Annotated in this window: 31 protein-coding genes; 9 read left to right on the top strand and 22 right to left on the bottom strand. The window is 63.4% G+C overall.

Annotation, left to right across the window (positions count from 1 at the left end):
- Positions 1-93: 93 nt before the first annotated feature.
- From NCT05_RS18325 to NCT05_RS18305, 5 genes are all read right to left on the bottom strand, one after another.
- Entirely contained in the window at positions 94-1,482 is a 1,389-nt protein-coding gene (locus NCT05_RS18325) for an FAD-binding oxidoreductase (protein ID WP_250502891.1), read from the bottom strand.
- Positions 1,483-1,890: 408 nt separating this feature from the next.
- Positions 1,891-2,565: a DUF799 domain-containing protein gene (locus NCT05_RS18320; protein ID WP_250435634.1), complete on the bottom strand. Its 675-nt coding sequence runs from the start codon at positions 2,563-2,565 to the stop codon at positions 1,891-1,893.
- Between the two features lie 9 nt (positions 2,566-2,574).
- Positions 2,575-2,937 (bottom strand): DUF4810 domain-containing protein, encoded by a 363-nt coding sequence (locus NCT05_RS18315; RefSeq protein WP_008353656.1) that lies wholly within the window; start codon positions 2,935-2,937, stop codon positions 2,575-2,577.
- 28 nt (positions 2,938-2,965) lie between these two features.
- Entirely contained in the window at positions 2,966-3,649 is a 684-nt protein-coding gene (locus NCT05_RS18310) for a CsgG/HfaB family protein (protein WP_175979191.1), read from the bottom strand.
- A 185-nt stretch (positions 3,650-3,834) separates the two neighbouring features.
- The gene (locus NCT05_RS18305) at positions 3,835-8,700 is read right to left on the bottom strand and encodes an NAD-glutamate dehydrogenase (protein ID WP_250502890.1); all 4,866 of its coding nucleotides are present in this window, start codon (positions 8,698-8,700) and stop codon (positions 3,835-3,837) included.
- Between the two features lie 221 nt (positions 8,701-8,921).
- On the opposite strand from NCT05_RS18305, the gene NCT05_RS18300 reads away from it, so the two are divergent.
- Positions 8,922-9,347 carry a cupin domain-containing protein gene (locus NCT05_RS18300; RefSeq protein WP_008353659.1) on the top strand — a complete coding sequence of 142 codons (426 nt, stop codon included), beginning with the start codon at positions 8,922-8,924 and terminating at the stop codon, positions 9,345-9,347.
- Here NCT05_RS18300 and NCT05_RS18295 read toward each other — a convergent pair.
- Complete coding sequence (locus NCT05_RS18295) at positions 9,344-9,838, bottom strand: LEA/WHy family protein (protein WP_175979188.1); 495 nt, start codon at positions 9,836-9,838, stop codon at positions 9,344-9,346. The two genes, NCT05_RS18300 and NCT05_RS18295, sit on opposite strands and share 4 nt — an antisense overlap.
- Positions 9,839-9,865: 27 nt before the next feature.
- The gene (locus NCT05_RS18290) at positions 9,866-10,381 is read right to left on the bottom strand and encodes a metal-dependent hydrolase (protein ID WP_008353661.1); all 516 of its coding nucleotides are present in this window, start codon (positions 10,379-10,381) and stop codon (positions 9,866-9,868) included.
- A 252-nt stretch (positions 10,382-10,633) separates the two neighbouring features.
- On the opposite strand from NCT05_RS18290, the gene NCT05_RS18285 reads away from it, so the two are divergent.
- Positions 10,634-11,140 carry a M48 metallopeptidase family protein gene (locus tag NCT05_RS18285; RefSeq protein WP_008353662.1) on the top strand — a complete coding sequence of 169 codons (507 nt, stop codon included), beginning with the start codon at positions 10,634-10,636 and terminating at the stop codon, positions 11,138-11,140.
- Positions 11,141-11,156: 16 nt separating this feature from the next.
- Here the strand turns inward: NCT05_RS18285 and NCT05_RS18280 are convergent, their stop codons facing one another.
- From NCT05_RS18280 to nthA, 5 genes are read right to left on the bottom strand one after another with little or no spacing between them, the layout of a single operon-like run.
- The gene (locus NCT05_RS18280; RefSeq protein ID WP_250502889.1) at positions 11,157-11,858 is read right to left on the bottom strand and encodes a 4'-phosphopantetheinyl transferase family protein; all 702 of its coding nucleotides are present in this window, start codon (positions 11,856-11,858) and stop codon (positions 11,157-11,159) included.
- Complete coding sequence (locus NCT05_RS18275; RefSeq protein ID WP_008353665.1) at positions 11,855-12,241, bottom strand: tautomerase family protein; 387 nt, start codon at positions 12,239-12,241, stop codon at positions 11,855-11,857. Before NCT05_RS18275 ends, NCT05_RS18280 begins: the two co-directional genes overlap by 4 nt.
- Before the next feature lie 22 nt (positions 12,242-12,263).
- Entirely contained in the window at positions 12,264-13,061 is a 798-nt protein-coding gene (locus tag NCT05_RS18270; RefSeq protein ID WP_250502888.1) for a nitrile hydratase accessory protein, read from the bottom strand.
- Positions 13,058-13,720 (bottom strand): nitrile hydratase subunit beta, encoded by a 663-nt coding sequence (gene nthB, locus NCT05_RS18265; protein ID WP_008353667.1) that lies wholly within the window; start codon positions 13,718-13,720, stop codon positions 13,058-13,060. The genes NCT05_RS18270 and nthB overlap by 4 nt, the downstream gene beginning before the upstream one ends.
- Complete coding sequence (nthA, locus tag NCT05_RS18260) at positions 13,717-14,376, bottom strand: nitrile hydratase subunit alpha (protein ID WP_008353668.1); 660 nt, start codon at positions 14,374-14,376, stop codon at positions 13,717-13,719. The genes nthB and nthA overlap by 4 nt, the downstream gene beginning before the upstream one ends.
- Before the next feature lie 124 nt (positions 14,377-14,500).
- Between nthA and NCT05_RS18255 the strand changes: the two genes are divergently transcribed.
- Positions 14,501-14,695, top strand: coding sequence for a DUF1059 domain-containing protein (locus NCT05_RS18255; RefSeq protein ID WP_008353669.1), 195 nt, complete (start codon positions 14,501-14,503; stop codon positions 14,693-14,695).
- A 16-nt stretch (positions 14,696-14,711) separates the two neighbouring features.
- Here NCT05_RS18255 and NCT05_RS18250 read toward each other — a convergent pair whose 3' ends face one another.
- From NCT05_RS18250 to NCT05_RS18230, 5 genes are all read right to left on the bottom strand, one after another.
- Complete coding sequence (locus NCT05_RS18250) at positions 14,712-15,605, bottom strand: GNAT family N-acetyltransferase (protein ID WP_502800882.1); 894 nt, start codon at positions 15,603-15,605, stop codon at positions 14,712-14,714.
- A 139-nt stretch (positions 15,606-15,744) separates the two neighbouring features.
- The gene (locus tag NCT05_RS18245) at positions 15,745-15,984 is read right to left on the bottom strand and encodes a hypothetical protein (protein WP_008353671.1); all 240 of its coding nucleotides are present in this window, start codon (positions 15,982-15,984) and stop codon (positions 15,745-15,747) included.
- A 299-nt stretch (positions 15,985-16,283) separates the two neighbouring features.
- On the bottom strand, positions 16,284-16,790 hold the full coding sequence (locus NCT05_RS18240; RefSeq protein WP_033537144.1) for a cupin domain-containing protein: 507 nt from the start codon (positions 16,788-16,790) through the stop codon (positions 16,284-16,286).
- Between the two features lie 23 nt (positions 16,791-16,813).
- Positions 16,814-17,608, bottom strand: coding sequence for an alpha/beta fold hydrolase (locus NCT05_RS18235; RefSeq protein ID WP_250502887.1), 795 nt, complete (start codon positions 17,606-17,608; stop codon positions 16,814-16,816).
- On the bottom strand, positions 17,605-18,642 hold the full coding sequence (locus NCT05_RS18230; RefSeq protein WP_033537145.1) for a M14 family zinc carboxypeptidase: 1,038 nt from the start codon (positions 18,640-18,642) through the stop codon (positions 17,605-17,607). Before NCT05_RS18230 ends, NCT05_RS18235 begins: the two co-directional genes overlap by 4 nt.
- A gap of 209 nt (positions 18,643-18,851) precedes the next feature.
- Here NCT05_RS18230 and NCT05_RS18225 point away from each other — a divergent pair, with 209 nt between their 5' ends.
- Positions 18,852-19,103 carry a DUF4148 domain-containing protein gene (locus NCT05_RS18225; RefSeq protein WP_033537146.1) on the top strand — a complete coding sequence of 84 codons (252 nt, stop codon included), beginning with the start codon at positions 18,852-18,854 and terminating at the stop codon, positions 19,101-19,103.
- A gap of 11 nt (positions 19,104-19,114) precedes the next feature.
- Here NCT05_RS18225 and NCT05_RS18220 read toward each other — a convergent pair whose 3' ends face one another.
- The 4 genes from NCT05_RS18220 to NCT05_RS18205 all read right to left on the bottom strand — a co-directional run bounded on the left by NCT05_RS18220 (position 19,115) and on the right by NCT05_RS18205 (position 22,069).
- On the bottom strand, positions 19,115-20,296 hold the full coding sequence (locus NCT05_RS18220; RefSeq protein ID WP_250502886.1) for an acyl-CoA dehydrogenase family protein: 1,182 nt from the start codon (positions 20,294-20,296) through the stop codon (positions 19,115-19,117).
- An 81-nt stretch (positions 20,297-20,377) separates the two neighbouring features.
- The gene (locus NCT05_RS18215) at positions 20,378-20,758 is read right to left on the bottom strand and encodes a nucleotide pyrophosphohydrolase (protein ID WP_008353680.1); all 381 of its coding nucleotides are present in this window, start codon (positions 20,756-20,758) and stop codon (positions 20,378-20,380) included.
- Between the two features lie 73 nt (positions 20,759-20,831).
- Positions 20,832-21,812: a 2-dehydropantoate 2-reductase gene (locus NCT05_RS18210; protein ID WP_250502885.1), complete on the bottom strand. Its 981-nt coding sequence runs from the start codon at positions 21,810-21,812 to the stop codon at positions 20,832-20,834.
- A 68-nt stretch (positions 21,813-21,880) separates the two neighbouring features.
- Positions 21,881-22,069 (bottom strand): DUF2970 domain-containing protein, encoded by a 189-nt coding sequence (locus NCT05_RS18205; protein ID WP_008353682.1) that lies wholly within the window; start codon positions 22,067-22,069, stop codon positions 21,881-21,883.
- 318 nt (positions 22,070-22,387) lie between these two features.
- On the opposite strand from NCT05_RS18205, the gene NCT05_RS18200 reads away from it, so the two are divergent.
- From NCT05_RS18200 to NCT05_RS18180, 5 genes are all read left to right on the top strand, one after another.
- The gene (locus NCT05_RS18200; protein ID WP_008353683.1) at positions 22,388-22,822 is read left to right on the top strand and encodes an Hsp20/alpha crystallin family protein; all 435 of its coding nucleotides are present in this window, start codon (positions 22,388-22,390) and stop codon (positions 22,820-22,822) included.
- Between the two features lie 13 nt (positions 22,823-22,835).
- The gene (locus NCT05_RS18195) at positions 22,836-23,240 is read left to right on the top strand and encodes an Hsp20/alpha crystallin family protein (protein WP_250435622.1); all 405 of its coding nucleotides are present in this window, start codon (positions 22,836-22,838) and stop codon (positions 23,238-23,240) included.
- 179 nt (positions 23,241-23,419) lie between these two features.
- Positions 23,420-24,166, top strand: coding sequence for an ABC transporter substrate-binding protein (locus tag NCT05_RS18190; protein WP_284502730.1), 747 nt, complete (start codon positions 23,420-23,422; stop codon positions 24,164-24,166).
- 126 nt (positions 24,167-24,292) lie between these two features.
- Entirely contained in the window at positions 24,293-24,889 is a 597-nt protein-coding gene (locus NCT05_RS18185; RefSeq protein ID WP_250435620.1) for an H-NS histone family protein, read from the top strand.
- Between the two features lie 190 nt (positions 24,890-25,079).
- A complete protein-coding gene (locus NCT05_RS18180) occupies positions 25,080-25,340 on the top strand; it encodes a hypothetical protein (protein ID WP_008353687.1) in 261 nt (86 codons plus the stop codon).
- 45 nt (positions 25,341-25,385) lie between these two features.
- Here NCT05_RS18180 and NCT05_RS18175 read toward each other — a convergent pair whose 3' ends face one another.
- The gene (locus NCT05_RS18175; RefSeq protein WP_175979176.1) at positions 25,386-26,801 is read right to left on the bottom strand and encodes an aminotransferase-like domain-containing protein; all 1,416 of its coding nucleotides are present in this window, start codon (positions 26,799-26,801) and stop codon (positions 25,386-25,388) included.
- Between the last annotated feature and the right edge of the window lie 108 nt (positions 26,802-26,909).

Genomic DNA, 26,909 nt, shown 5'->3' with positions numbered 1-26,909 from the left:
TGCGGCAGGCGCTATTCGGCCCGAAAACGAACCCGGCCGTGAACGACGGTTGCGGTGGGTCGTGTTACATCGCGAAACACGACGCACCTGCCGTCACGCCGCCGGCGTGATGTTCTGATTGCTGCGGAACAGGTTATCCGGATCGTAGCGCCGCTTCACTTCGGCGAGCCGCTCGTAATTCGGACCATACGCCGCTCTCACACGGTCTCCTTCTTCTCCCGTCATGAAGTTCACGTAGACGCTGCCGATTGCATGCGGCGTCATCGCGGAGAACATGTCGCGCGCCCACTTCGTGCACTTCTCGTCGTCCGCGGCCTCGCTCCAGCGGCCGTGAATGTTGATCGTGTAGATCGAATCGCGATTCGCATAAGCGGTTGCATCGACCGGCACGCGATTCGTCTGCCCGCCCATCGCGCCGATGAAGACCTCGCACTGCGTCGACGCAAGCGACTTCACCGCATTCGTCAGGATGTCGAAGGTTGCGTCGTTCAGACTCGCGAAGTTGTGCGATTTCCAGTAGTTGCGCTCACCCGGCGTGAGCAGCGGATCGAATGCCTTCTGCCATGCTGCGAACGGCATCGCGCCGAGATGTTCGCCATAGGGCGTGCCGAAGCTGCGTACGGGCGCGAGCGCCCTTTCGCCGTTTTCGACCGGGCCGACATAGCAACTCGCCAACACGACCACGGGCTTGCCGTGCGCGTCCTCGGGAAGAAACGGCAGCGGCGGCGCGAGACGCAGCACGGCCCACACGGTGAGCTCGTCGGGACATTGCGCGACGAACTCGCGATACTTCGGCAGAACCTCATTCGCCTGTTCGAGCGGAAAGACGACGAGGCCGCCGTATATCTGCGGACCGACTTCATGCAGCTGATATTCGAAGAGCGTCACGACGCCGAAGTTGCCGCCGCCGCCGCGCAATGCCCAGAAGAGATCGGGCTCGCTGTCCGCGCTCACGCGGCGCCAGGTGCCGTCGGCCGTGACGATCTCCGCTGCGACGAGATTGTCGACTGTCACGCCGAACTTGCGGCTGATCCAGCCGAAGCCGCCACCGAGCGTGAGACCGGCGACGCCCGTCGTCGAGTTGATGCCGAGCGGTGTCGCGAGGCCGAATGCCTGCGCTTCGTGATCGAAGTCGGAGAGCAGCGCGCCGGGCTCGACATAGGCGCGCTTCGCTTGCGGATCGATACGCACGGACTTCAGCGCGGAGAGATCGATCATCAAGGCGTCGTCGCTGACTGCGCTGCCCGCGATGTTGTGCGATCCGCCGCGAATCGAAACGAGTACGCCCTGCTCGCGCGCGAACGCTAGCGCGGCGATGACGTCAGCCGCGCCGGCGCAACGCACGATGAGCGCGGGGCGCCTGTCGATAGTCGCGTTCCAGACCTTGCGCGCTTCGTCGTAATCGGAATCCGACGGTGTGATGAGCCTGCCTCGCACCGACGCCTTGAGGGTGTCGATCGCTTCGCCTGAAATGTTGCTCATTGTGAGACCTCGCTGCTATATGAAGCGCCGCGACGTGTCCGACCCTGCCAGTTGGTACGCGAAAGCGCAAGGAACCCGCCATCGGATCGTGCGTGGCATGTCGATCGGATGCACGTCGGAGAAATCACGAGAACGGGGATGAATTGCAACAAGCGGACGCTTCGGCCCGCCTGTTGATTTAATGCCTTGATTTACGCGATGTAAAGTGCCCGAGCAGTTAAATCGTGCATGCGATCTAGCATGTATCGGACAAAGTTGCCGATGCGGCGAGCGAGTGGATACAGTGCTTCATGGCTTTGCTGTGTATTCCTTATTTAACGATCATCTATTAAGGAAACGACGGTTTAATCGGCGAAAAAAAACGCGCCGATGATTCGGCGCGTTGTCGCTTCTCGCGTTATGTCCCGGTCAGTCCGTTCCGTATTTCGGCGAGCGTGGCCCATACAGCAGACCGTTCGATCCACCCGTTGCCAGCAAGCGCTGACTAGTGAGTCCCGCAACGGCCCATGACTTGTCGCTGGTGACATTCACGACATGCGTGACAGCAGCTTGCGCAAGCGCGCCAATGAGACCGGACCCGACGCTCACGTTCGTGCCGACCTCCTTGCCATTCGCCGTGGCCGAACCGCTCCAAAGCGTTTCGCCTGAGCGCAGATCGACGAGCTTCGCCGCGGCCGTGACCTGAGTCGTGCTCGCGACCACTTGATACGACGAGCCGTATGCGGTGATCTTCGTGTACAACGCTGCGTCCGCGCCGAAAATGCTGCGCAGCTTCGCCGCCGAAACGTCCTGGATGTCGTTTGCAGTCGTCAGACCGTTGTGCCTGAAGGTCTCTTCCATCTCGGCGACCGGCACGACGTAGTAACCGCCCTCGGCGAGCGGCATCGTCATCTGGGACAGCATGCCGTAGGTCGCGCCAACATCCTTCGAGTCGTTGACAGGCGGAAGAACGAGAATCGAACGCGGCTTGCTGTTGCGGAACGCCGTGTAGTCCGTCTGGCTCGGCGAGCGCGAAGCGCATGCGGTCATCGTCAAGAGGACCGACAGCACCGCGATGAGTTTGCGGGAAATATTGAAAGTCATGGTCGGTGCTTACTGAAGTTTGCTCAACAGAAAATCCATATACGTAGACGACTCGGGAAAGCGCTCCTTTTCCTCGGTCAATTGCTGACGAGCCTCGGCGCCCTTGCCCACGGTCGCGTACAACATGCCGAGATGCGCGCGAAAACCCGGAGGCAATGTCTTGTCCTTTGCGAAGACCTTCTCGCGGGCCGCTTCGAGTGCGGCGATCTGGTCGGACGGACTCGTTTGTCCCTTGAAGTATTCGTACACCTGCGGCTGATAGCCGTCCCATTGATAAAGCGACGTGGTCTGTGTTGCGCAACCCGTCAGCAGCGAGCACGCCACCGCGACCGGCAGCGCGAAGCCGGTCAGTTTGTGAATCTTGACGATCATGTTGTTGTTCGGATGAAAACGAGTGGAATTACTTTGCGGCCGGCAGGGCGCCGGCATCGACTTGTTCGGCCAGGTGATTGACCGCTTCGCTGATCGCAAGATCGAGCACCTTGCCATTGAGCGTGGAGTCATAGCTCGACGTTCCGCCGAAGCCGATCACTTCGCGGCTCGACAAACTGAATTCACCGGCGCCCTGGCTCGACGTCACGATCTCGGACGTGGCGATATCGACGATATTGAGGCTGACCTTCGCATAGGCCACCTGAGTCTTCCCGCGTCCGAGAATGCCGAACAATTGCTGATCGCCGACATCCTTGCGGCCGAACTCCGTCACGTCGCCGGTGATGATGTAATTCGCGCCTCGAATCGACTGCGCCTTGTTCGCGAACCCGGCTTCCTGTTTCGTTTCGCCAAGGTTGTCGCGATCCAGCACGGTGAAGCGTCGGCTTTGCTGCAAGGCCGTGGCGAGGATGGTCTTCGCCTGACTGCCGAGGCGATCGACGCCATCCGAGAACACGCCACGCATGTAATTCGAGCGATTGTCGAACTTGCCGATGGCCACGGGCACGGGCTTGCCCGCGAACGGCTTCTGGGAACTCGCGACGGCGGGAACCGCAACCGAGTGCGACGCCTCGGTCGCGCATCCGCCAAACAGAACTGCAACGGACGCGACCGCAACCGCGATCGCCAGGCGCCCTTTGATAACGCTCATGAATTGCCTCCAAAACGTCGAATCTTGAAAACACCTGCCGTCAGACAGGTGCTTTCGAAAAATCGACAATTATTTGGCAATTCAAATCTTTCAAAAAGAAGGACAGTTCCTAAAAATGAGTGCCGAGGGGAACGCCTGAGACGATTTGTTGAGAATTGATAAAAGGCCGCCAATCCCCACGGTCCCTACGCTCTCTCCAGCACCGCCATCTCCCTCACGACCACCAGCAGCATCGACAAACTCGCGCCGCCGCTCGCCCGCAATTCGGCCAGCAAGCGCGTGTACCGATCCAGCGCGTCCTGCCGTTTCGCGCGCCAGCTCTCGACGATCACATCCGGCGCATCGATGCCGCGCGACTGTTCGAGCGCGCTCACCGTCAGCGCGCGCTTCAATCGCGCGAGCTCTTCCAGCGCCGCCGCGCGCGCGAGCAAGTCCCAGTGCGTCGTGATCGGCAGTGCCATCGCCCGTTCGGCGATGCCGCGATAATCGAGCAACGTGCCGATGCCGAAATACACGCTCGCCACAAGCTCCAGGCCGCGCCCGGAACACGCCGCCACTTCCGCGCTGTCGAGCACGGCGGTCGCGATCTCGCCGCTCGCGACGCGCGCCGCGAGACTGCTCTCGACGCCCGCATCCTCCAGATCGCGCCGCCGCGCGTACCACGCGTCGAGCTGCGTCGCGGGCAAGAGCGCCGGCAGTTGCGGCGCGAGTCGAAGCGCCGCCTCGCGGCAACGCGCGAGCAAACCCTTCGCCTCGTTCGAGCCCGATCCGTTGTGCTTCAGATGACGCAGGAACCACAGCGACGTATCGTCGAGCAGACGCACGACATCGACGAACATGCGCGCCTGCACTTCATCCGCGACGATGTTGTCGAGTCCGTCGATGCTGCGCCACAAATCGTCGAGATCGAAGACATCGCGCGACATCAGCGCCGCGCGCACGATATCGCTCGGGCGCGCATCGGTCTCTTCCATCAGCCGATGCACGAACGTACAGCCCACACGATTCACGAGCGCGTTCGTCAGATGCGTCGCGAGAATCTCGCGCTTCAGCGGATGGCGCTGCATCGTCTCGCTATAGCGCTGCTGCAAGGGCTTCGGGAAATACTCGGGCAGCATGTCCGCGACGAGCGCGTCTTCGGGCACGTCCGATTCGAGCAGTTCGTCGTAGAGCCACATCTTGCCGTACGCGAGCAGCACCGCGCGTTCTGGCGACGTCAGCCCCGACTTCGCCGCCGCGCGCTCGTTGATGTCGTCGTCGTTCGGCAGGAACTCGATGCGCCGTTTCAGGCGCCCGGCGCGTTCGAGGAAGCGCATCATGCGGGCTTCGGCGTCGAGCGTTTCGGCGACATGGCGCTTTGCGATCGACAGCGCCTGCGTCTGCGCATAGTTGTCCTTCAGCACGAGCAGGCCGACTTCATCGGTCATTTCGGCGAGCAGCGCGTTGCGTTGCTTCTCGGTCATCTCGCCATCCGCGACGACGAGGCCAAGCAGAATCTTGATGTTGACCTCGTGATCCGAACAGTCGACGCCCGCCGAGTTATCGATGGCATCCGTATTGATGCGGCCGCCCTTCTGCGCGAACTCGATGCGCCCCAGTTGCGTGAGCCCGAGATTGCCGCCTTCCGCGACGACCTTCACGCGCAGTTCCGCGCCGTTCACGCGCACGCCATCATTCGTTCGATCGCCGACTTGCTGATGCGTCTCCGCGCTCGACTTCACATACGTCCCGACGCCGCCGTTATAGAGCAGATCCGCCTCGGCCAGCAGGATCGCGCGGATCAGTTCGTTCGGCGCGAGCACCGATGCGCTGATGCCGAGCGCCGCCTGCACTTGCGGCGAGATCGGAATCGACTTCGCCGTGCGCGGATAGACGCCGCCGCCCGTCGAGATCAATGCGGGATCGTAGTCGGCCCAGCTGGAGCGCGGCAGCGCGAAAAGACGCGCGCGCTCATCGAAGCTCGTGGCCGCATCGGGCGTCGGATCGAGAAACACATGCCGATGATCGAACGCCGCAATCAGCCTGATATGGCGCGACAGCAGCATGCCGTTGCCGAAGACGTCGCCGGACATGTCGCCAATGCCGACCACGGTGAAATCGGTCGTCTGCGTATCGAAGTTCATCTCGCGGAAATGCCGCTTCACCGATTCCCACGCACCGCGCGCCGTGATGCCCATCTTCTTGTGGTCGTAGCCGACCGACCCGCCGGACGCGAAGGCATCGTCGAGCCAGAAGCCGTATTCGTGCGCGATCGCGTTCGCGTAGTCGGAGAACGTGGCCGTGCCCTTGTCGGCGGCGACGACGAGATACGGATCGTCGGGATCGTGGCGCACGACATCGGGCGGCGGCACGATGCCATCGGGCGTGCGGTTGTCGGTCACGTCGAGCAGGCCGCGCAGGAACATCTGATAACACGCGATGCCTTCATTGAGAAACGCTTCCCGATCCGATACGGGCGGCGGATTCTTCACGACAAAGCCGCCTTTCGATCCGACCGGCACGATTACCGTGTTCTTCACCATCTGCGCTTTCATGAGGCCGAGCACTTCGGTGCGGAAATCCTCGCGCCGGTCCGACCAGCGCAGCCCGCCGCGCGCAACGCGTCCGCCGCGCAAATGCACGCCCTCGACGCGCGGCGCATAGACCCAGATTTCGAACATCGGCTTCGGCTCGGGCAAGCCCGGCACTATCGACGGATCGAGCTTGAACGACACATACGGACGCGGCTGGCCTTGCGCATCGCGATGGAAATGATTGGTTCGCACCGTCGCCGTGATGACGCCCAGAAACTGACGCAGGATGCGGTCTTCGTCGAGATTCGGCACCTTGTCGAGCGCGGCTTCGATATCGGCGAGCACGCGTTCGGCGGCCTTGTCGCGATCTTCCGCCGAGCCGCCGCGCGCCGGATCGAAACGCACCATGAAGAGTTGCAGCAGCTTCTTCGCGATCAGCGGATTGCCGATCAGCGCGCGCTCGATATACGCATCGCTGAAGGTCGAGCCAACCTGCCGCAGATATTTCGCATAGGCGCGCATGATCGTCACGTCGCGCGCGCCGAACTCCGCGCGCAGAACGAGACGGTTGTAGTCGTCGTTCTCGATCTCGCCCGACCACACGCTCGCGAACGCGTTTTCGAAGAGCGGCTTCACGCGATCGATATCGAATTCCACGTCGTCCTGCAACTCCAGCCCGAAATCGTGGATCCACGCATTCGGCGCGCCGGTCGGCTCGATCAGATACGGCCGCTCTTCATCGACACGCACGCCGAGATGCTCCAGCATCGGCAGGCTGTGCGACAGCGCGATCGGATCGCCGACGCGATACACCTTGAAGCGAAACGCGCGGCGTCCGGCTTCGATCGGCCGGTACAGGCTCATCGACAAGCCGCCGGGCCGCGTATGCGTCGCCTCGATCAATTCGATGTCGCGCACCGCCGTGCGCGCCGGATAGTCCTCGCGATAACCCGCCGGGAACGAATCGGCATAACGCTGCAGGAGCCGGTTGCCCGCTTCCTCGCCGTGACTGTCGATGAGCGCATCGGCGAGATCGTCCTGCCAGCGGCGCGCGACCTGCACGACGCGCGCTTCGAGTTCGCGGGTATCGACTTCGGGCATCGCGCCTCTGTCCGCACGCACGACGATATGAATGCGCGCGAGCGGCGATTCGGACAGGAGCGGCGTGAACTCGATGCTCTTGCCGTTGAACGCTTCCATCAACACACGGCTGATGCGGCGGCGCAAGTCGGTGTTGAACTTGTCGCGCGGCACGAAGACGAGGCATGACACGAAGCGGTCGAAGCGGTCGCGCCGCACGAAAAGCCGCGTGCGCTGATGTTCCTGCAAACGCAGCACGCCGATGGCGATATCGAAGAGCACGTCTTCATCGGCCTGGAACAGTTCGTCGCGCGGATATTGTTCGAGCACCGTGATAAGCGACTTCGCCAGATGCCCCTTCGCGAGAAAGCCCGCGCGCCGCACGATGTTCGCGCATTTGCGGCGCACGATCGGGATCTCGGACGTGGGCACGAGATACGCCGTCGACGTATAGAGACCGAGGAAGCGCCGTTCGCCGATCACCTTGCCATCCGGCGACGTGCGCTTCACGCCGACATAGTCGAGATAGCCCGGCCGATGCACCGTCGCGCGCGAATTCGCCTTCGTCAGAAAGATCGGCGCCGCGCCTTCGATGATCGCGGCCGCGCCCGGCGGCAGCGGCGTCACGTCCCCGTCGGACGGCGCGCGCAAGGTTTCGCGCAAAATGCCGAGGCCCGAGCCGGCCACGCCGCGCAGCGCGAAGCCGCCTTCATGCTCGACGAGTTCGTAATCGCGGCAGCCGAGGAACGTAAAGTGATCGGCGACCATCCATTCGAGGAACGCGCGGGACTCGATGCCGTCGGGCGTCGTATCGCGCGCCTTCAGATCGTCTATCGCTACACGCGCGGCCTCGGTGACTTTCGGCCAGTCTTCGACCGCCGCGCGCACGTCGCCGAGCACGCGCGCGATGTTCTCGCGCACTTCGTCGAGACGCTCGCCGTCGCCGCAGCGATTGACTTCGAAATGGATGAACGATTCGAGCTCGGAGTTGCCGTCGCCCGCTTCGGCATGACCCTGACCGATGCGCTCGATCTCGCCCGTATGCGCGCCCTTGCTCGCGCGCCAGACGCGAAACACCGGATGAATCGCCGAATGCAGCGCGAGCCCCAGGCGGTTGAGTTCCATCGTCACCGAATCGACGAGAAACGGCATGTCGTCGTTGACGATCTCGACGACCGTGTGATCCGAATGCCAGCCGTGCTGCTCCAGATTCGGGTTGTAGACGCGCAGCACCTCGCGCCCCGGCACGAACTTCTGCGCGGTCTGCCAGTGCGCCATCGCGGCGCCGTAGAGATCGGCGACATCGCGGCTCGCGATATCCTCGACATCGACCTGCTCGTAGTAATAGCGAAGCAGCGGCTCGATGACCTTGAAGCTTGGCTCCGGCAATCGCCCTCTCGCGAACTCGAGAAGATCGTTGATGAGATGTTCGACCCGCGCTTCGTTCTTGACCAGCATGGTGTCCTCCCGAGGCTTTCGGTTGCGGTGCGATTGCGGCTCGCGCTTCGAATCAAGGAGATTATGCGCCGCCCCGGCGCATCGCTCGCGGGTCGGGCATGTGCGGTTGCACAAAGACGGTGCGCGCATTCCGGCTACGTTAGCCGCATCGCATGACCTTTGCGCGACATCGGCTTTCGACTATTGTCGATAGCTGAAGAGCGGCTCACGGAGGCATCGCCATGCAGGATTTCACTGAAGAGACAGCGCAGCAGACGGTCGTCACGGTGCGTCCGAAAGAGCAACTCGCGACGGTTCAGCATCTGCCGTATTTCATCGGGCTGTCGGCGAAGACGGCGGGCACGCGCGGACTCGCGATGCATATCGTCGTCGTGCCGCCGGGCGGACGCGGCGAGCCGCACATCCACGTTGGCTACGAGACCGGCATCTACATACTCGAAGGACGCATCGAGACGCGCTATGGGCCGGGACTGGCGGAATCGGTCATCAACGAGCCGGGCGACTTCGTATTCATTCCGCCGGGCGTGCCGCATCAGCCGGTCAATCTGAGCGCGACGCAAGCAGCGCGCGCCGTGATCGCCCGCAACGACGCCAACGAGGCGGATCGCGTCGTGCCTTACGATCCGTGGGAGCCGTCCGCGCCCTAGTAGCCGGGCGCGCCCATGCCCGGCAGATCGACATAACCGCTGTCGGCGAAGCGCGCGCCGCCGAACGCGCCGCCCGCGAGTTTGCCGCGCACCGCATACGACACCTTGCTGACGGTGTCGCCGCTCGCGAAGCCGAACGCCTGGCGCGCCATCGAGAATGCCGATACCGTCACCGGCACGGACAGCACCGTTTCGCCGAAACGCGGCACCGTTCCGCGCTGATCGCTGACGCCGCTCGCGAATGCGCGGCCGTTGAGATCGAGATCGAGCGCGACGCCATCGAAGTCGATCGGCGCGTCGTTCGGGTTCTGAATGCGCAGCTTCACGGCGAAACGCATCTCCAGCCCTTGCCCTTCGAGCGGCTCGATGCCCGCGACGCTCACGCGCATCGCGTCGCGATTGAAGAAGCCCGCGCAGCCGCCGAGCGCGAGCATCGCGAGAAAGGCGGCAAGGAAGAAAGCGAAGCGATTGCGCATGGGATTCGGTTGCATGAGAACGTGACTCCTCGCGATGTCGTGCTAGATATGTAGTGCGTTCAGCAGCATGCGGCCATAGACATGATGAAACCAGACATCGTCGACGACGAAAAGCGCTGCAGCCCACGCAGCCGCGACGATGATCAGATCGCAATGGCCGCTCGTCCATAGATTGAGCGAATGGCGCGCGGCGATCCAAGGCACGCCGAGCGGGTTCGGCCAGTCCGCGAAGAGATGCATGAGCCCGCCGCACGCGAAGCCGAACGCGACGGGCGCCGCCGGATGCCGGCCGAGAAAGTGATACGAAAGCGCGAGCAGCGCAACCCAGCCGATGCCCCAGTGCGTGAGCGTGCGATGCGTGATCCAGAGCTTGCGCGCGCGCGTCCACCACGCGACTTCGAGCCAGTCCGGCGCGGTCGCCCCGGCGACGCCCGCGAGCAGCGCGAAAACGCCCGCGAGCATGTTCGCGCCGCCCGCCGTGGCCGGATGCGTCACGATCGCCGCCGCGATGATGCCTGCCGCCCATCCCGTCGCATGATGAGCCTTGCTCGATGCCATGAAGAAACCGCCTTTGTCGCCCTTGCCCGAAGAGGGCGCATGTTCGCACGGTCGCTGGGGTCGAAACCGGCCTGAAACATAAACTTACGCAATTGCGTGCGTCGAAACACGCTTGTGCGAACGGCGTCGGCGAGGCCGCGCGGCGTTGACTAAAATGATTGCTGAATCGCTGCGCAAATCACGCTGCGGACGCTGCCCGATGCGTCCCACGCCCGCCTGCGCACGCAGGCATTTTTATCGAATTTGGCCGTCATGCAACACCTGAAATACCTGAGCGCCTACCCGAACGTGCTGCAGGACAAGGTTCGCCGACTGATCGCCCAGCAACAACTGGGTTCGTATCTCGACGCGCGCTATCCGAACAGGCACGCCGTTCAGTCCGATCGCGCGCTTTATGAATATTGCTCAGATCTGAAGCAGGAATTCCTGCGCGTCGCGCCTGCAATCGACAAAGTCTTCTACGACAGCAAGCTCGACGTGCTGCGTCACGCGCTCGGCCTGCACACCGCCATCTCGCGCGTGCAGGGCGCGAAGCTCAAGGCGAAGAAGGAAATCCGCATTGCGTCGCTTTTCAGGGACACCGCGCCCGAGTTTCTTCGGATGATCGTCGTGCATGAACTCGCGCATCTGAAGGAAAGCGATCACAACAAGGCCTTCTATCGCCTGTGCGAGTTGATGCAGCCCGGCTACCATCAGATCGAATTCGACTTGCGGCTGTATCTCACGCATCGGGATTTGCTCCGCACCAAAGTGGCGTGAGCGTCGCTGCGGCGCATCAATAGGACCAGGCTAGCGCGGCAGCGTATCCGTCGGGCGCGGTGAGCGAAATAGCGTCGAACGCGCCCGCGCCGCGCGTCACCGCATAGCGAACGTCCCTGCGCGGAAGAACTGAAAAGCCGTGCATCGCGACATCCGTGCTGCCGATGCCATCGCCGTGCGCCTTCAGCACCGCCTCTTTCGCCGTCCAGCAGTCGAAGAACGCGCGGTCTCGGGCGGCATCGTCGGGCAAGGCTTCGATTTCGCGCCGGTCGATATCCCCGAGCACCGCGGGCGCGAGATCGCGCCAATCGAACGTCGCGCGCGCTTCCTCGATATCGGCGCCCACGCGCCTTTCTCGCGACATCGCGATCAAGCCATAGCCGCCCGAATGCGACACGTTGAAATCCGGCGCGTTCCGGTGAACGAGAAACGGCCTGCCGCGATCGCCGGCATCGAACGCGAGACGCGCGGGATCGTCGCCCGTTTCGGCCGCGAGCAGATGCCGCAGCGCGCAACGCACCGCGCCGAAACGCGCGCCATCCGCGTGACGCAGAAAACGCGCGGCGCGCGCGCGTTCATCCGCGTTCATCACGGCGTAGGCGGCGCTGTCGAGCGGCATCGAAAAATCGATATGAAGCAGCCACACGCGCACGTCGCCGGGCGCGTGATCGGGAAGCGGCATCGGGCGGACATCGAAGGGAATCGTTGCTTCGGTCATTTGGGAGCGTACTGCGCCTCGCCGTTGCCGAAGGACCAGTTCTCCTTCTTCACTTCGACGAGGCTGATGAAAACATCCTCGCGCCGCAGCTTGAGACGTTCGTGCAAGCCATCGGCGACCGCCTTGTAGAACGCGCTCTTTTTCGCGAGGTCGCGGCCTTCGTTGAGCGTGACCTGGATCACGACGCAATCGTCCGTGCGGCTGATGCCGAGATACGTGCGATCGACGATGAAGTCCGTCGCGCCGTGCTCCGCGACGATCTGAAAGCGATCGTTCTCGGGCACGTCGAGTGTCGAGCGCATCGCGTCGTACACGACATCGCCGATAGTCGTGCGATACGCGCTGTCCTTGCCTTTCTGCAGATCGATGCGAACGAGCGGCATGGGTTTCTCCTGTTGGTTAGTTTCAGCGATGATCCGGATGCAGCAGCAATTCCGGCACGCCCGCGCGGTCGACATACACGACGGCGTTCTGCGCGAATTGCGTCATCAGCGTATCGGCGGTGTCGCGGGTCGCGCCGAGCGCGAAGAGGCTCGCTTCGGCCACCCAGACATGCTGAGGATCGACGCCCGCGCCCGGCAGCGCCTGCAATCCCATCTGTCCGACGCGTTCGATCAGCGCCCGCTGGCGCAGCGCATTTTCTTGCGGCGTGAGCACATGACCGAACGGATTGAACGCCGTGACGAACACCGCGCTTGCGACGCCATGCTTTTCGAGCAAGGCAACGACATCGCGATTCCCGACGCCGATCTTCATGTCGATGTCCGGCTGCGCTTCGATCCGATAGATCGCCGCGCGATACGCATCGAGCGTCGCGGCGGGCAATGCGCGCGTAAGCACGATCGGCTGGCCATGCGGCGTGGCGCGCGCGGCCTCGTCCCATTCGTCGCGCCGCTGCGCAAGCATCGCGTCGCTCACGCATCCCTTTTCGGCAGTGAGGCGTTCGAGCGCGCTGAGCCAATGCGCGTAATACGTGTCGCCGTGATCGGGATCGCCCGCCGCCTGCGCGTCCTCGATCGCGATGCTCAACGCGTGCGCCCACTCCTTCCAGGTGAACACGCCGCGCTCGTGCAACGCGAGCGCCATCGCGAACGCCTGCGCTTCCCACGGCGCGCGAAACACGGGACCGTCGCCATCGAAAGGCAGTTCGGGCAACGCGGCGCGCAGTTCTTTCAGCTTCGATTCAGCGTCGGTCGAGGTCATTCGAGATACGGTTCCCAGCAATCGACACACACCGACGACGCGGTCGTGTCCGCGCCCCACAAGTCTTTCGCCTCGAAACGCACGGTGTAGAGCCATTGCGGATGCTCGCCGTGACCGAGCGCGTTTTCATCGGGAAAGACGTGCGTGCCGCGCACCGCGACGACGCGCCCGAGCTTGCCGCGGCAATAGCGCGGCAGACGCGTGTGCGTCGGCGGATTCATCAGTTTCGTGCGGACTTCATCACCGATGGAAAAGCGCGCCGCCGACGCAGCCGGACGATCGACCGGCGCACCGCGCAACAGCGCGGCGCTTACGTCCTCCGCTTTCAGCACGCGCACGTTCGGCTTCGCGGCGGATTGCGAACGGCCGCTCGCGATCTCATCGGCGCTCGCGAGTCCCTTCGCCGTCAAGAGTTTCTTCAAGCCTTCGAACCAGATTTCGTAATAGCTGCTGCCGAGATACTGCGCGGGCGGCAGGCTTTCGCGCGCGGCACGGGACGTGTCGATGTTCCATTGGCCCGTCGCGCCCATCGCGAGCGTGACGGCCAGCACGCGGCGCTCCCATTCCGCGTGAAACGGCGATGCGCCCGGCGCGTCGCAGGCATCGATTTCGATGGGGCCGAACGCCTGCATGCCGCCCATGTCGTGCGCCGCGTTCATGCCGATGCTCCCGTTGCCTGCGACGGCGCGAGCGCGACGCCCGTGCCGATCATCGAATCGCGTGTGACGAGATCGGCGAGCGCGTCTTCGTCGAGATGATCGGTGTCGGCGGGACGCATCGGCACGACGAGATAGCGCACTTCGGCGGTCGAATCCCATACGCGCAACTCGACCTGTTCCGGCAATTCGACGCCGAAATCCCGCAGCACGCCGCGCGGATCGATCACCGCACGCGAGCGATACGGCGCCGACTTGTACCAGACCGGCGGCAGCCCGAGCACCGACCACGGGTAGCACGAGCACAGCGTGCAGACGACCATGTTATGTACGTCCTCCGTGTTCTCGAGCGCGACCATGTGCTCGCCTTGCCGGCCGGTGAAACCGAGCGACGCGATGGCGGCGGTGGCATCGTCCAAAAGCCATGTGCGAAACGCGGGATCGCTCCACGCCTTCGCGACGACGCGCGCGCCATTGCGCGGCCCGACCTTGTGCTCGTAGGTTTCGATGAAGACGTCTAGCGCTCGCGGATCGATATACCCTTTTTCGACCAGCAGCGATTCGAGCGCGCGCACGCGCAGGTCCATCTCCGGCAATTCACTGCCGGCGTGATCGTGATCGTGGTCGTGGTCGTGATGGTGCGGATGATCGTGGCTCATGAGCGGGCTCGCGCGTGGCACAGACGTCACACGTTACCGGAGTGTGCGCGCGCGCGCAAACCTCGTCACCGTGACGCGGCGCGCCGCCTATACTGGATTCAGCGTCTCATGCGAGGAGGATGCCATGACACGCAAGTACATCGATTGTCGCGAGTGCCCGAGCGACGTGAAATGCAGCGTCGTCCTGTCCGCCGACAGCGAGGACGAGTTGATGGAAGCGGCCGTGCAGCATGCCGTCGCCGTCCATCAGCACACGGATTCGCCCGAACTGCGCTCGCAACTGAAGACCTTCTTCCACGACGGCACGCCGCCGGCCTGACCGGTCTTTGGCGTTCTCAGCCGAGCTCGAAGGTCGTTACACCGAAGACACGCGCGAGCGGCACGTCCGGGGCCGCACGCGTGTACATGCGCGCCGTTTCGAAGACGCTCGTCATGTCGTGTTCGACCGCCAGCGCCACCGCCGCAGGATTGATTTCGGGCACGTCGAGGAACACGGTCTCGCCGGGCAGCACGGAAACGAGCCCACGATACAGCGCGCGCGCCGTGCTCAGATCGTCGGCGAAGAGCGGACCGATCTTGTGGCCCGCGCCGCAACGCCGGATCACGGCGAGGCCGCTCACCGCGTCGCCATCGAGCGCGGCGAGTGCGCGCGCGTGCGCCTGCGGTTGCGACAGCCACGCTCGCAGGAACGCGGTGCGCTCGCACGCGAACACGCGGGTGTCGTAATCGAGAAGCCGCGCGAAGGGGATGTTCAGCGCATCGGTGATCGTGGCTCCATCGGCAGGATCTTCATCCGCCGATGCGATGCCTTCATAGCGCACGTTGCGATACGCCAACACGAAGCCGGATTTCCGATAGTTGGGCTGCTGCGCGAGCACGCCATCGAGCCCGATAGTGCGCGCGCCGAGATACGCCATGCCTTCGTTCCACAAGCGCATGCCGAAGCCCTTGCCGCGCCATTCCGGAACCACGATATAGAGGCCGACGAAACCGAACGCATCGCCGTATGCGACCGCCGAGATGCAGCCGACCGGCGCGCCGTCCCACGTGCCGACGAAAAATCCGTGCGGATCGGCGGCGAAGAACGAGCGGGCGTCGTCGAGACCGGGATTCCATCCTTCGGTCGCGGCCCATTCGAGCGCGACGTCGACATCGCGCGGCGTCATGCGGCGTATTGCGAAACGGGGATTGTCGGGTGTCGCGTGCGAGGGACAGGGAACGGACGGCATGGGACGCGCCTTGTCGGAATGCGGATGCGTTCAGTGTCGCGCGTTTCCGGTGCAGGCGAAAGATGCAGCGAGGCGTGGGTGCAACGAGGGGAAAAAAGAACGGTGGGACGATAACGGGGGCGAGCGTGTGCCGCCCCGATCAGGAATACCCTTGACGCCGCTCGCTGCGGCTGAAACTCTGGCGCGAGCGCCAGTCTTCCGAGCGCAGGACGTGTTCGCCGTCCTCGCGTGCCTCTTCCTCGGATCCGAAGCCTTCGTCGCTATACGCGACGACCTTCATTCCGCCTCCCGCCGCTCGCTCGACGGTGATGCCCCAATGCCACCCTCCTTCCTGATGAAAGACGTGCAGCGTCGGTTGCGACGATGTGGTCAGTTCCATATGTGCGGCTCCCTCAGGCTGACGACCGTAATGCTTACCGGCCCGCCCGATGAAACGCTCTGTGCTTGCCGGCGTTTGATTGTTCGTGTCGATGCTCGAATGCGTGCGGCGGCGGCCTGTGCCACCTGCCAGGAACAGCATACGCAATGGGATGCTGCGTTGCAACACGAGATTTCCCCTATGCGTCGCGCGAAACGCACGTCCGTTACATGCGCTAACGGGAAATTCGTGACGGTTACATGGACGAAGCATGGAAGGCAGCGACGACGGTGTTCGCCATCGTCGTGCCTGCTGCATTTCTATTCGCCGTCCCAGTAGTGCAGCGAATCGCTTGCGCGAAACACGGCGCGCAAGCCCTTCACGCCCGGCTCGTCGGCGACGAGCACGGCCTGGCGGCCCGTATCCGGATACTCGACCACTTCGGGCGATTGCATCGTGCTGACCGCAAGGTAGCGCAACGGTTGCGCGCCCGTGTTGACGATCTGATGCGCCGTCGATGCATCGCCCGGCGGGCAGGCGATGACGTCGCCCGCGCGAATCGCATGCGTCTCCTGGCCGATGCGGACTTCGCCCTCGCCTTCCACCACGAAGAACATCTCCTCGTTCACGCGATGATGATGAAACGGAAACGCGCGCTTGCCCGCTTCGAGCACGATGAGGCTATAGCCGAGCTTCCTCGCGCCGAGCATGCCGCCGATACGCGCAATGCGCGGCGCGTAACGTTCGGCGGCGGCACCCGTCGGCGCGAATTCCGGCGGCAGCGGTTGCGGTTCGAGCGCATCGAGATTGATGATGGGCGGTTTCATATTGACCTTGAAACAAATGGGTGTCATGCACTCGTCACGGAAACGTCACGCGTGCGCTTGCGCTCGTCGAGCCACGCGGCGATGGCTGCGCACGTCCAGTTGGCATCGTCGTGAGGCAGATCGTGGCCCGCCCACGGATGCACCGCGTGCGAGGCACGCCATTGCGCCGCGATGCGCAGCGAGCATATCGGATCGACGAGCCGGTCCGCCGCCGACGATAGCAGCAATACGGGACATGGCGGTGCATCGACGCGCGCGCGAAAGCGCGCCGCCGCCGCGAGTTGACGCAGCGCGTTCGCCGCGCTCGCGCCATGCGTGCGCCGAAGATGCGCCCAGTGCGCGATATCTGCGCCACGCGTGTCGATACGACTGCACGTCAGCGCGTGGATGAGCGTTTCGCATCGCTCGGGCAGCGTCCACGTCATCGCGATTCGCGCGAGCATCGGCCACGCATTGGGACGCAGGCGTTCGGACACGCGCGCGAACGGGCGCATGCTGGTGTTGATCAGCACGAGCCGCTCGATCTCGTCGGGATGATGTTCGGCCCACGCAGTGGCGACCATCGCGCCGAGCGACATCGCAAGCACGCGGCACGGCATGTGTATGTTCAGCGCGGCGGCGCGCTCGCGAACGAACGCCATCATCCTGACGACGGAAAGCGGCGCCCCATGCGCGCGTTCGACGCCATTGCCCGGCAGATCGATGCATATCGCGCGCTCGCCCGCGCCTGCGAGCCCATGCGCGGCGAGCGCCGCATCGAACGCGCCCCAGTGACGCGCTTCACGCGTGAGGCCGCGCAGAAGGATCCACTGGCTCATCGCAGGGCCGTGCGTTGCCAGTGCTCGCGCGCGCGCCGCAGCACGTCCTCGCGGAATTCGCCGCTCGGCAGCCAGCGACGCGACGAGAACGCCGCGCGCGTGAGGAAATCGAAGAAGTTCGGATGACGCCGCAGCACGCGCCTCGTCCGGTGCGCCTTGATCGGATTGAAGATGCCGAGGCGCGAGAAAAGCTGCATCGGATTCTTTCGAATCCAGCGCCACGAGCCGAGTTCGAGCGTCATCGGAAGGAAGATGTTGGGTGCGCGCGAGCGGTCATATGCGAAATCCCACAGATCGCCGTGCAGCAGGTATTGATGACTCTGCGGCTCGAACGCGTAGCCATGATGCGGATACGACTCCTCGAACATCGTCTTCAGCAGAAACATTTCCGGCAGATGCGCCATTTGCCGCTCGGTGCGCGCGTAGGGAAACCAGATGCTGTCGTCCCAGCCGAAGCCCGAATGACAATCGAGCGCGAAGCTCAACGGCCGCGACATCAACTGTTCCTCGACAACGGAAAGCAGCGCCGCGCTCTCCACTTCCATGCGGCCATCGGCCGGGCCGCGATACCACGGCAGCCACGGCCCGATGCGCTGTCCGCCTGCGAGAAACGGCACGCGTCCTTCGGCGCTTTGCGGCGCGTTGCGCATCAGATCGACGCCATTCGGATTCGCGCGGGTGCGCGCGAACATGCCGCCGGGATTGACGATCGGCATGAAGATGAGCCGCACCGCGCGCAGTTGATGATGCAGCGTGTCGTCCCATTCGAGCCGTCGCAACAGCGCGCGCATGTATTCGAGGACGAGTTGCGTGCCGATGCATTCGAGCCCATGCACGCCGCCGAAAAAGCCGATGGCGGGCGCTTGCGGATCGTCCGAGCCGATCGCCGCGGTCAGGATCGGAAACATATGCTCGCGTGCGCGCACTTCGCCGATCGTGTGCCACGCGAAGCGCGCGCCGCCCGCGACGCGAATCGCTTTCAGTTCGTCCATCTCCGGAAAACTGCTGGTGATGGCAACGCTCGACGTGCTCATGACTGGGCCTGTTTGTCGTGTATTCGTTGGCTCAGGCTATGGTTCTATGAATCGCCGGAACGCCCCGCCCGAAGAAATCGAGTATAGGGCGGTTCGTCAGCACACGACATATGAAACGCGACGCGCCGAACGCGAACAACGTGTTCTGCGCGTTTTCGTTCCGTCACCTAGAATGAAATCGCCGTGCTACGCGGTGTGAGGTATTCGTCATGACATCCATTTCCCGCATCATCCTCGGCGCGCTCGCTTTGTGCTGCGCCGCGTCCGCGCTCGCGCAACCGCCGGCGCAAACCACCGATCCGAACGCGCCGAAAACGCGCGACCAGGTCCGGCAGGAATTTCTGCTGTGGCGCTCGGTCGGCTACGATCCGAACGACTGGCTGGACTACCCGGACAACGCGATGCGCGCGAGCCGCATCATCGCGCAACGGCAGGCTCGCGGCGAAACCCGCGTGCAGTAAGCGCGCATTCGTCAGGCCGATTCGCCGCGCGGCTTCGGCCCGCGCAGGATGCGCCGCGCGATGCTCCATCGATGCACTTCCGACGGACCGTCGTAGATACGGAACGCGCGCATGTCCGCGAAAATCCGCGCGACGACGGTTTCGTGCGTGACGCCCTGCCCGCCGAGCACCTGCACCGAGCGGTCGACGACCCGCCACAGCGCCTCCGACGACACCACTTTCGCGATGCTCGATTCGTGCTTGCCGAGCACGCCCTGATCGAGCACCCACGCGCAATGCCAGATGGCGAGACGCGTGACGTGCAGATCCATTTCGTTATCGGCGAGCATGAAGCCGACGCCTTCGTGCTCGCCCAATGCCTTGCCGAACGCCTGACGCTGCCGCGCATGCGCCGTCGCGACATCGTGCGCGCGCCGCGCGGCGCCGAGCCAGCGCATGCAGTGCGTGAGACGCGCCGGCGATAGCCGCACCTGCGCGTAGCGAAATCCTTCGCCCGGCTCGCCCAATACGTTTTCCTTCGGCACGCGCAGGCCCTCGAAGCGCACGACGCCGTGGCCGCCGGGAAAGCACGTATCGAGCGAATCCATCGCGCGCTCGATCACGATGCCGGGGCTCGACATATCGGCGAGGAACATCGTCGCGGGACCGTCGGCGAACTTCGCCATGATGATCGCGACCGCCGCGCCTTCCGCGCCCGTGATGAACCATTTGCGTCCGTCGATCACGTAGTCGTCGCCGTCCTGCACGGCGATGGTCTGCAGCATCGCCGGATCGGCGCCCGCACCCGGCGGCGGCTCGGTCATGCAGAAACACGAGCGAATCTCGCCCGCCGCGAGCGGACGCAGCCAGCGCTCCTTTTGCTGCGGCGTAGCGATGGCTTCGAGCAGATGCATGTTCCCTTCGTCGGGCGCGGCGATGTTCAGCGCGACCGGACCGAGCGGCGAATAGCCCGCCTCCTCGAACAGAATGGCTTTCGCGACGTGATTCAGGCCCAGGCCGCCGAATTCGGGCGATACGTGGCTCGACAACAGCTTCGCCGCGCGCCCTTTCGCGATCAACTCGGCGCGCAGCGCTTCGTTCGGGCCATGCAGCGTGCAACGCGGATCGCGCTCGAACGGCACGATCTCTTCAGCGATGAAAGCGCGCACGCGCGCCTGCAGATCGGTCAACTCCGGAGAAAGCGAAAAGTCCATCGACAATCCTCTAAGGGAACGGGCTGAACGCCAAGCTTAACCGCGCGGGCGCATCGTGCGCCAGTGGCGTTCGTCCGGGTGTCAGTCGTCGTACTCCGTGTACTTGCGCGCGTCGCCCTTCACTTTGTGCGCCGGATATTTCGACCGGTTCAGCGCCATCTTCTCGATCAGCGCGCGATGCAGATCGACGTCGAGGGAGTCGGCGAGCATCACGAGATAGGCGAGCACGTCCGCCATTTCGTGGCGAATGGCTTGTAGCTTCGATTCGTCGAGTTCGGTTCTGTCGCCGGTGGCGAGCCACGTGAACGGTTCGAGCAACTCGCTCGCTTCCACCGACAACGCCGCAGCCAGATTCTTCGGCGAATGAAAGCGGCTCCAGTCCCGCTCGCGGACGAACTCGCGCAGCATGTCGCGCATTGCGACGAGCTCGCTCGCGGTTTCCCGCTGATCCTGTTGCTCCATGGGGTTCCTCTGAAGATGTCGGGTGTGCGCGAAGGTGCTGCCTTCGCCGGACAGAGTGGCGCGGTGAGCCGGCCTAGGCCGGATAGAGCCCGAGCGTGCGAGCGTGCAGGCGTGCGAGCCCGAGAAGCGCATCGGTGAACGGCGTCGGCACGCCGGTCATCGCGCCCAACTCGCGCACGGACGCGACGAGCGCATCGAGCTCGACCGCCTTGCCCGCCTGAACGTCCTGCAACATCGACGTTTTCATCGCGCCGAGCTTGAGCGTCACGGCGTGGCGATCCTCGGGCTTCTGTTCGATGGGAATGCCGAAGCGCGCGCCGATTTCCTTCGCTTCGAGCATCACGTTCGTGACGAAGCCGCGCACGAGATCGTCGCTGAGAATGCGGTCGGTGGTCGCGCCGGTAATCGCGCTGATGGGGTTCATCGTCATGTTGCCCCATAGCTTGAACCAGACGTCGCGTTGAATCTGCGCGGAGAGCGTGGCGTCGAAGCCCGCCTTCGAGAAGAGCGAAACGAGCGATTCGGTGCGGGCGGTCGGTGCGCCCGTCGCCTCGCCCATAATCAGCCCCTTGCCCTGATGATGCCGGATGACGCCCGGCGCTTCTACGAAGCAACTCGCGTGCACCACGCAACCGACCGTCTGCGTGCCCGGAATCGCCGCGGCGATCTTGCCTTGCGGATCGACGGACGAAAGACGTTTGCCGGTGAACGGTTCGCCAAGGCCGTCGCAGAACCACCACGGCACACCGTTCATCGCGGTCAGCACGGGGGTTTCATTCGACAGCAGCGGCGCGATATGCGCGGCGACGGATTCCATCGCGGGCGCCTTCACTGCAACCACGACGAGATCCTGCACGCCGAGATCAGCGGGTTCGGCGCTCGCCGCGACCTTCACGACATGCGTGGCGTCCTTTTCGACGAGCCGCAACCCTTCCGTCTTCAGCGCATCGAGCGTCGCGCCGCGCGCGACCACGCTGACATCGCAGCCCGCCTGCGCGAGCTTCACGCCGATCCATCCGCCGATGGCGCCCGCGCCATAAACGCATACTTTCATCGTTCCCGTCCTCGCTCGTGGCAATCATCCGATCGCCATTGTAAGAGCGGGACGGCGCCCTCGTGCGTTCAGTGCGCGATGCCCGTGGCGAGCTTCGCCACCGTCAGCAGCGTCAGGCCGAATGCGCCCGCGAGCATCACGGCGATGACCGGCAATAGCGGCAACCTGACCTGCGCGAAGTCTGCGTTGTGCGAAGCGCGCTTGCGCACGCCGAAAAAGCTCCAAAGCACGATGCGCAACATCTTCAAGAGTTCCATGAGCGGCTCCTTCGCCTGAATCCGTATCGATCTTTCACGCGATGATGATGCCGGCTCCATGAGATGAAAAACAGCAGCAGTTGCGCTGTATTCGACGGTAGCAGAACGACCTGCAAGAAGCGCATTCGGACGGATGTAAGCGCGCTTCGGCTTCTTTCAAGAGCCGCCCGGAGAAAAAAAATTGCGCTTGAAACATAGCGCGGCGGTATTGAAACGATAGCCTTCGCTCCTACTTTCGATGCACTGACGGCGATAACCGCGTCGGCGATTCAACTTCCTGTTGCAGGCCGCGCTGGCCGCACTATCGGAGACTGGACCATGAGTGACTTTTATTTCAGCGGCGACGTTTTCTCTGAACTGGACCGCATGCAGCGGCAGATGTCCTCGCTCTTCGGCAATCTTCCTTCGAGCATGCGTTCGAGCCGCGCGGATGCTTTCCCGCGTCTGAACATCGGCAGCACGGACGATGCGATTCATATCGTCGCGTTCGCGCCGGGCGTCGAGCCTGCATCGCTCGATGTGACCGTCGATAAAGGCACGCTCACCATTAGCGGCGAACGCAAGGCGCAGGCAACGGTGGAAGGCGCGCGCACGTATGCGAAAGAGCGCTTCACCGGCAGCTTCCGCCGCGTGATCGAACTGCCGCAAAACGCGGACGCGGACAAGGTCGAAGCGCGCTATGAGAACGGCACGTTGTCCATCACCATCGGCAAGCGCGAAGCATCGAAGCCGCGTGCGATCACCATTCAGTAAGAGGAAGCACATCATGACCGAGAACACTCAAGTCGCCGCGCAAAACACGAACGACGCTGCGCGCAAGAACGAAGACAATGCACGCCGCGCAACGGTCACACCGGCGGTCGATATCGTCGAGGATAGCAATGGCATCACGCTGTGGGCCGATCTGCCCGGCGTCTCGCGCGAGAAGCTCGACGTGAAGGTGCACGATGCGCGCCTCACCATCGAAGCCGAAGCAGCATTGCCTGTGCCGGGCACGGTGCGCGTGCATCATGCCGAACTGCGCGCGCCGCGTTTCGTACGCGCCTTCACGGTGAGCGAAGACTTCGACACGACGAAGATCGACGCGAATCTCAGCAATGGCGTGCTGAGACTCACGATTCCGCGTCGCGAGCAGGCGCGTCCGCGCCGCGTCGAAGTACGCGCGGGTTAAGCATCGGAAAAGTTATCAGTTTTGTCTCGAGCGGCCGCGATTTTTCGCGGCCGCTTTTTCTTTTGCACTGCGCGCACGCCTCTATAATCTTCAACGGCGGTTTAATTCGCCAACCATTCGAATACTCATAGAAAGAAGGGACTATCGTGAAGAGGCTGGTAACGGTGTTGTTGGGTTCGATGCTTGCCGTATCGATCGGAGCGCATGCAAAAGAGTGGTCGACTATCCGCTTCGGCGTCGATGCGAGTTATCCGCCTTTCGAATCGAAAGCGCCCGACGGCACGCTGGTCGGCTTCGATATCGATGTCGGCAATGAACTGTGCCGGCGTCTCAACGCGAAATGCGTATGGGTCGAAAATGCATTCGACGGCATGATTCCCGGCCTCAAATCGCGCAAGTTCGACGGCGTGCTCTCCACGATGTCGATGACGCCCGCGCGCGTCAAGCAGATCGCGTTCTCCAGCAAGCTCTTTCACGTGCCCACGCGCCTCGTCGCCAAACGCGATTCGAACATCCAGCCGACGGCGGAATCGCTCGCGGGAAAAGCTGTCGGCGTCGAGCAAGGCTCGATGCAGGAAACGTATGCGAAGGTGCATTGGGGCGCGAAAGGCGTGAAGGTCGTGTCCTATGCGGATCAGGATCAGGTTTATCAGGATCTGCTCGCCGGACGGCTCGATGCGTCGCTGCAAAACGCGGTGCAAGCCGAACGCGGCTTTCTCGAGACGCCGCGCGGCAAGCCCTACGGTTTCGCGGGCGGCGCGCTGGAAGACAGTGCGATCTTCGGTCCGGGCACGGCAATCGGCCTGCGCAAGGAAGATACGGACCTGAAGGATAAGCTCGACGGCGCCATCGCCGCGATGATCAAGGATGGCACGTATAAGCGCATCGAACAGAAGTACTTCGACTTCGATATCTACGGCGAGTGATTTGGAATACGTTGCCCGCGAACGATCCATCCAATGCGGATAACTTCGTTCGCGGGCGGCGAGGTTATCCCGCTTGCTTCGCTCTCGCCTAGACTCACATACATAACCGACAACAAGGAGACAACGATGGCGACGCTCAAGCAGATGCAGGCGAAGTTGAAGAAGCTCCAGGCGCAGACCGAGAAGCTGATCGCGAAACGCGCGCAAGCCGTACTCGACGATATTCGCGCGCTGATGGAAAGGCACGGCCTCACGACCGCGGATATCGACCGTCACGGCAAGAAGGCCAAACGCGCGGGCAAGCCGCAGGTCGCGTACCCCGCGCCCGCCGGCCGTCACGAAGCGATGACCAAGCTCGCGAAGAAGGGCAAGCTGCCCGCGAAGTATCGCAATCCGAAGACGGGTGAAACGTGGAGCGGCTGGGCGCGCCCGCCCGCGTGGATCGCGAACGTGAAGGATCGCAGCAAGTTTCTGATCGATGCGGAAAGTGCGGAGAACGCGGTCAAACCGAAGGCTGTAGCGAGGAAAGCGGCGGCGAAAAAAACTGCTGCGAAGAAGAAAGCAGCGGCGCCGGCAGCAAGGAAATCCGTCGCGGCGAAACCGGCAGTGAAACCGGCGGTGAAGCGCAGCGCGCCCCGCAAACGCGCGGCAAAAGCCGCATTGCCGGAACAAGGCGGTGCCGAAACATCGCCATCCACGACAACGGGCGATGCTTCCGTATGAAACCCTGACGTCATCCCATTGTTTGAGATCGACGAAAACTCAATTGGCTTTTCGTGCGATTAAAAAAAGGCTCAGTCCTTCTACACTGCGTTCACATGTCGGCGGCGTTTCGTAGCAACGATTCGCTTCTCCGATTGCAGTTGTCGCTTCGGACAACCGCATCTCCTCATATCTTCGTTGGAGCGTCCTCGTGAACAAGCGACTCGTAGTGGGCTTTGCTATTGCATTGAGTTCTCTTTTCGCCGGCTCGGCATTTGCAAGCGGTTATGGACCGGCGCCGCATTATCGTCCCGATGTCGGAGCGCCGGCTTCGCAGCATGGCGTCAGCGCGCAGACCTTCGCTGCGGAAGAAGCCGCACAAGGACGCGGCGATTTCGGCAATACGGAACGCACCGCGCAGATTCAACGCGGGCAAGTTTCGGCTTCCGCTTCTTCGCAAGTGGCGCAATAAATATCCGATTAACGGACACGATGATGCGAGTTTGTCGTGTCCGTTTTAAAAGCCTTTTATCGTTCTTTCCAGAAATGTCCAAAGCGCATCGTCCACGGAATAAGGGACGTTGAATCGAAAACATGCGCTTTGAGCATCGTCCGGACGGAAATAAGAGCCGGGCGCGAGCCATATGCCGTGCTGCAATGCGCGTGTCGCGACGTCGCTTCCATCCGCCGGATCGATCGGCAACGCGCCCCACAGGAAAAGCCCCGCGCGCGGACGCCGGAACAATTCGACGCCCAGCGCATCCATGCGTTCTTCGACGAGCGCATGCGCATCCTTGAGCTTTTCCACGACGAATTCGACATGCCGCGCGTAGCGCCCTTCCGTCAGCACTTTCTCGACGATGCGCTCCGTCGCCTCCGATGACGTCAGCCCGACCGCCATCTTCGTGCGCGCCAGTTCGCGCAATACGTCGCGCTCGGCGATGACATAACCACAGCGCAACGCGGGCGTGATCGTCTTCGCGAAACCGCCGACGTAGAGCACGCGGCTGAGCCCTTCCATGGCGGCGAGCAACGGCGCGCCGGGCGCGGCGAGCTCGCGGTTCACATCGTCCTCGACGACCCACAGGCCGTGCCGCTCCGCAATCTGCATCAGCCGAAACGCCGACGCCATGCCGAAGGTCGCGCCCGTCGGATTCTGCAAGGTCGTGTTGAGAAAGACCGCTTTCGGTCGATGCTCGACGACGATGCGCTCGAACACGTCGGTATCGACACCGGCCGCCGTGCGTGGCACGCCATGCACCTGCAAACCCGCGAGCCGCAGAATCTGCAGCAGATTGCAGTAGCCCGGATCTTCGACGACGACCGCATCGCCCGGACGCAGCAGCGTGCGCACGATGAGATCGAGCGCCTGCGTCGCGCCCGCGGTCAGCAGCACGTTCGATGCGGCGTCGATCGGCAAGCCGTGGCGGTCCATCTGCTCCGCGATCCGCTCGCGCAGCGGCGCGAAGCCGTACGGATGCCCGTAATCCGCGATGCGCGCCGCCGGTACGCGGCTCACCGCGCGCAACGCGTGCTGCAGACCGCTCTCGTTGACCCATTCGTTAGGCAGCCAGCCGCAGCCCGATTTGATCGGCACGGAATGATCGGCGAATACGTCCGACAAAAGCCACGTCGCGGTGAGGCTCGGCGGCTGCCATTCGACGGCGCGCACGCGCTCGCTGCGCCCGCGTATTGCCACGCGATAACCCGATCCGCGCCGCGCGGTGACGAGGCCCATCGACACGAGCCTGCCATACGCTTCCGTCACCGTGAACGTGCTGAGACTTTCGGCTTCGGCAAGACGCCGCACCGACGGCAGAAGCGCGCCCTCGCGCAACGTCTGCTCCTCGATCGCCGAGGAGAACGCGCGCACGATTTGTTCGACGAGCGTCGGCGCCTGCCGCGCGCCGCGCTCCAGCTTGAGTTCGATCATGGCGTCGAGAATAACGCGGAGAAAGTCCGCCGGCCAATACAGTTTGCAGCATTCTGCCAGCACAGTTGGCAGCGCAGTGAAGCAACTGTCTATGCCTTGCAATTTTGC

Source organism: Caballeronia sp. AZ7_KS35, assembly GCF_023631045.1.
GTDB classification, from domain to species: Bacteria; Pseudomonadota; Gammaproteobacteria; order Burkholderiales; family Burkholderiaceae; genus Caballeronia; species Caballeronia zhejiangensis.
The sequence above is the reverse complement of the archived record's forward strand: the minus strand, read 5'-3'. Positions and strand labels throughout refer to the sequence as shown.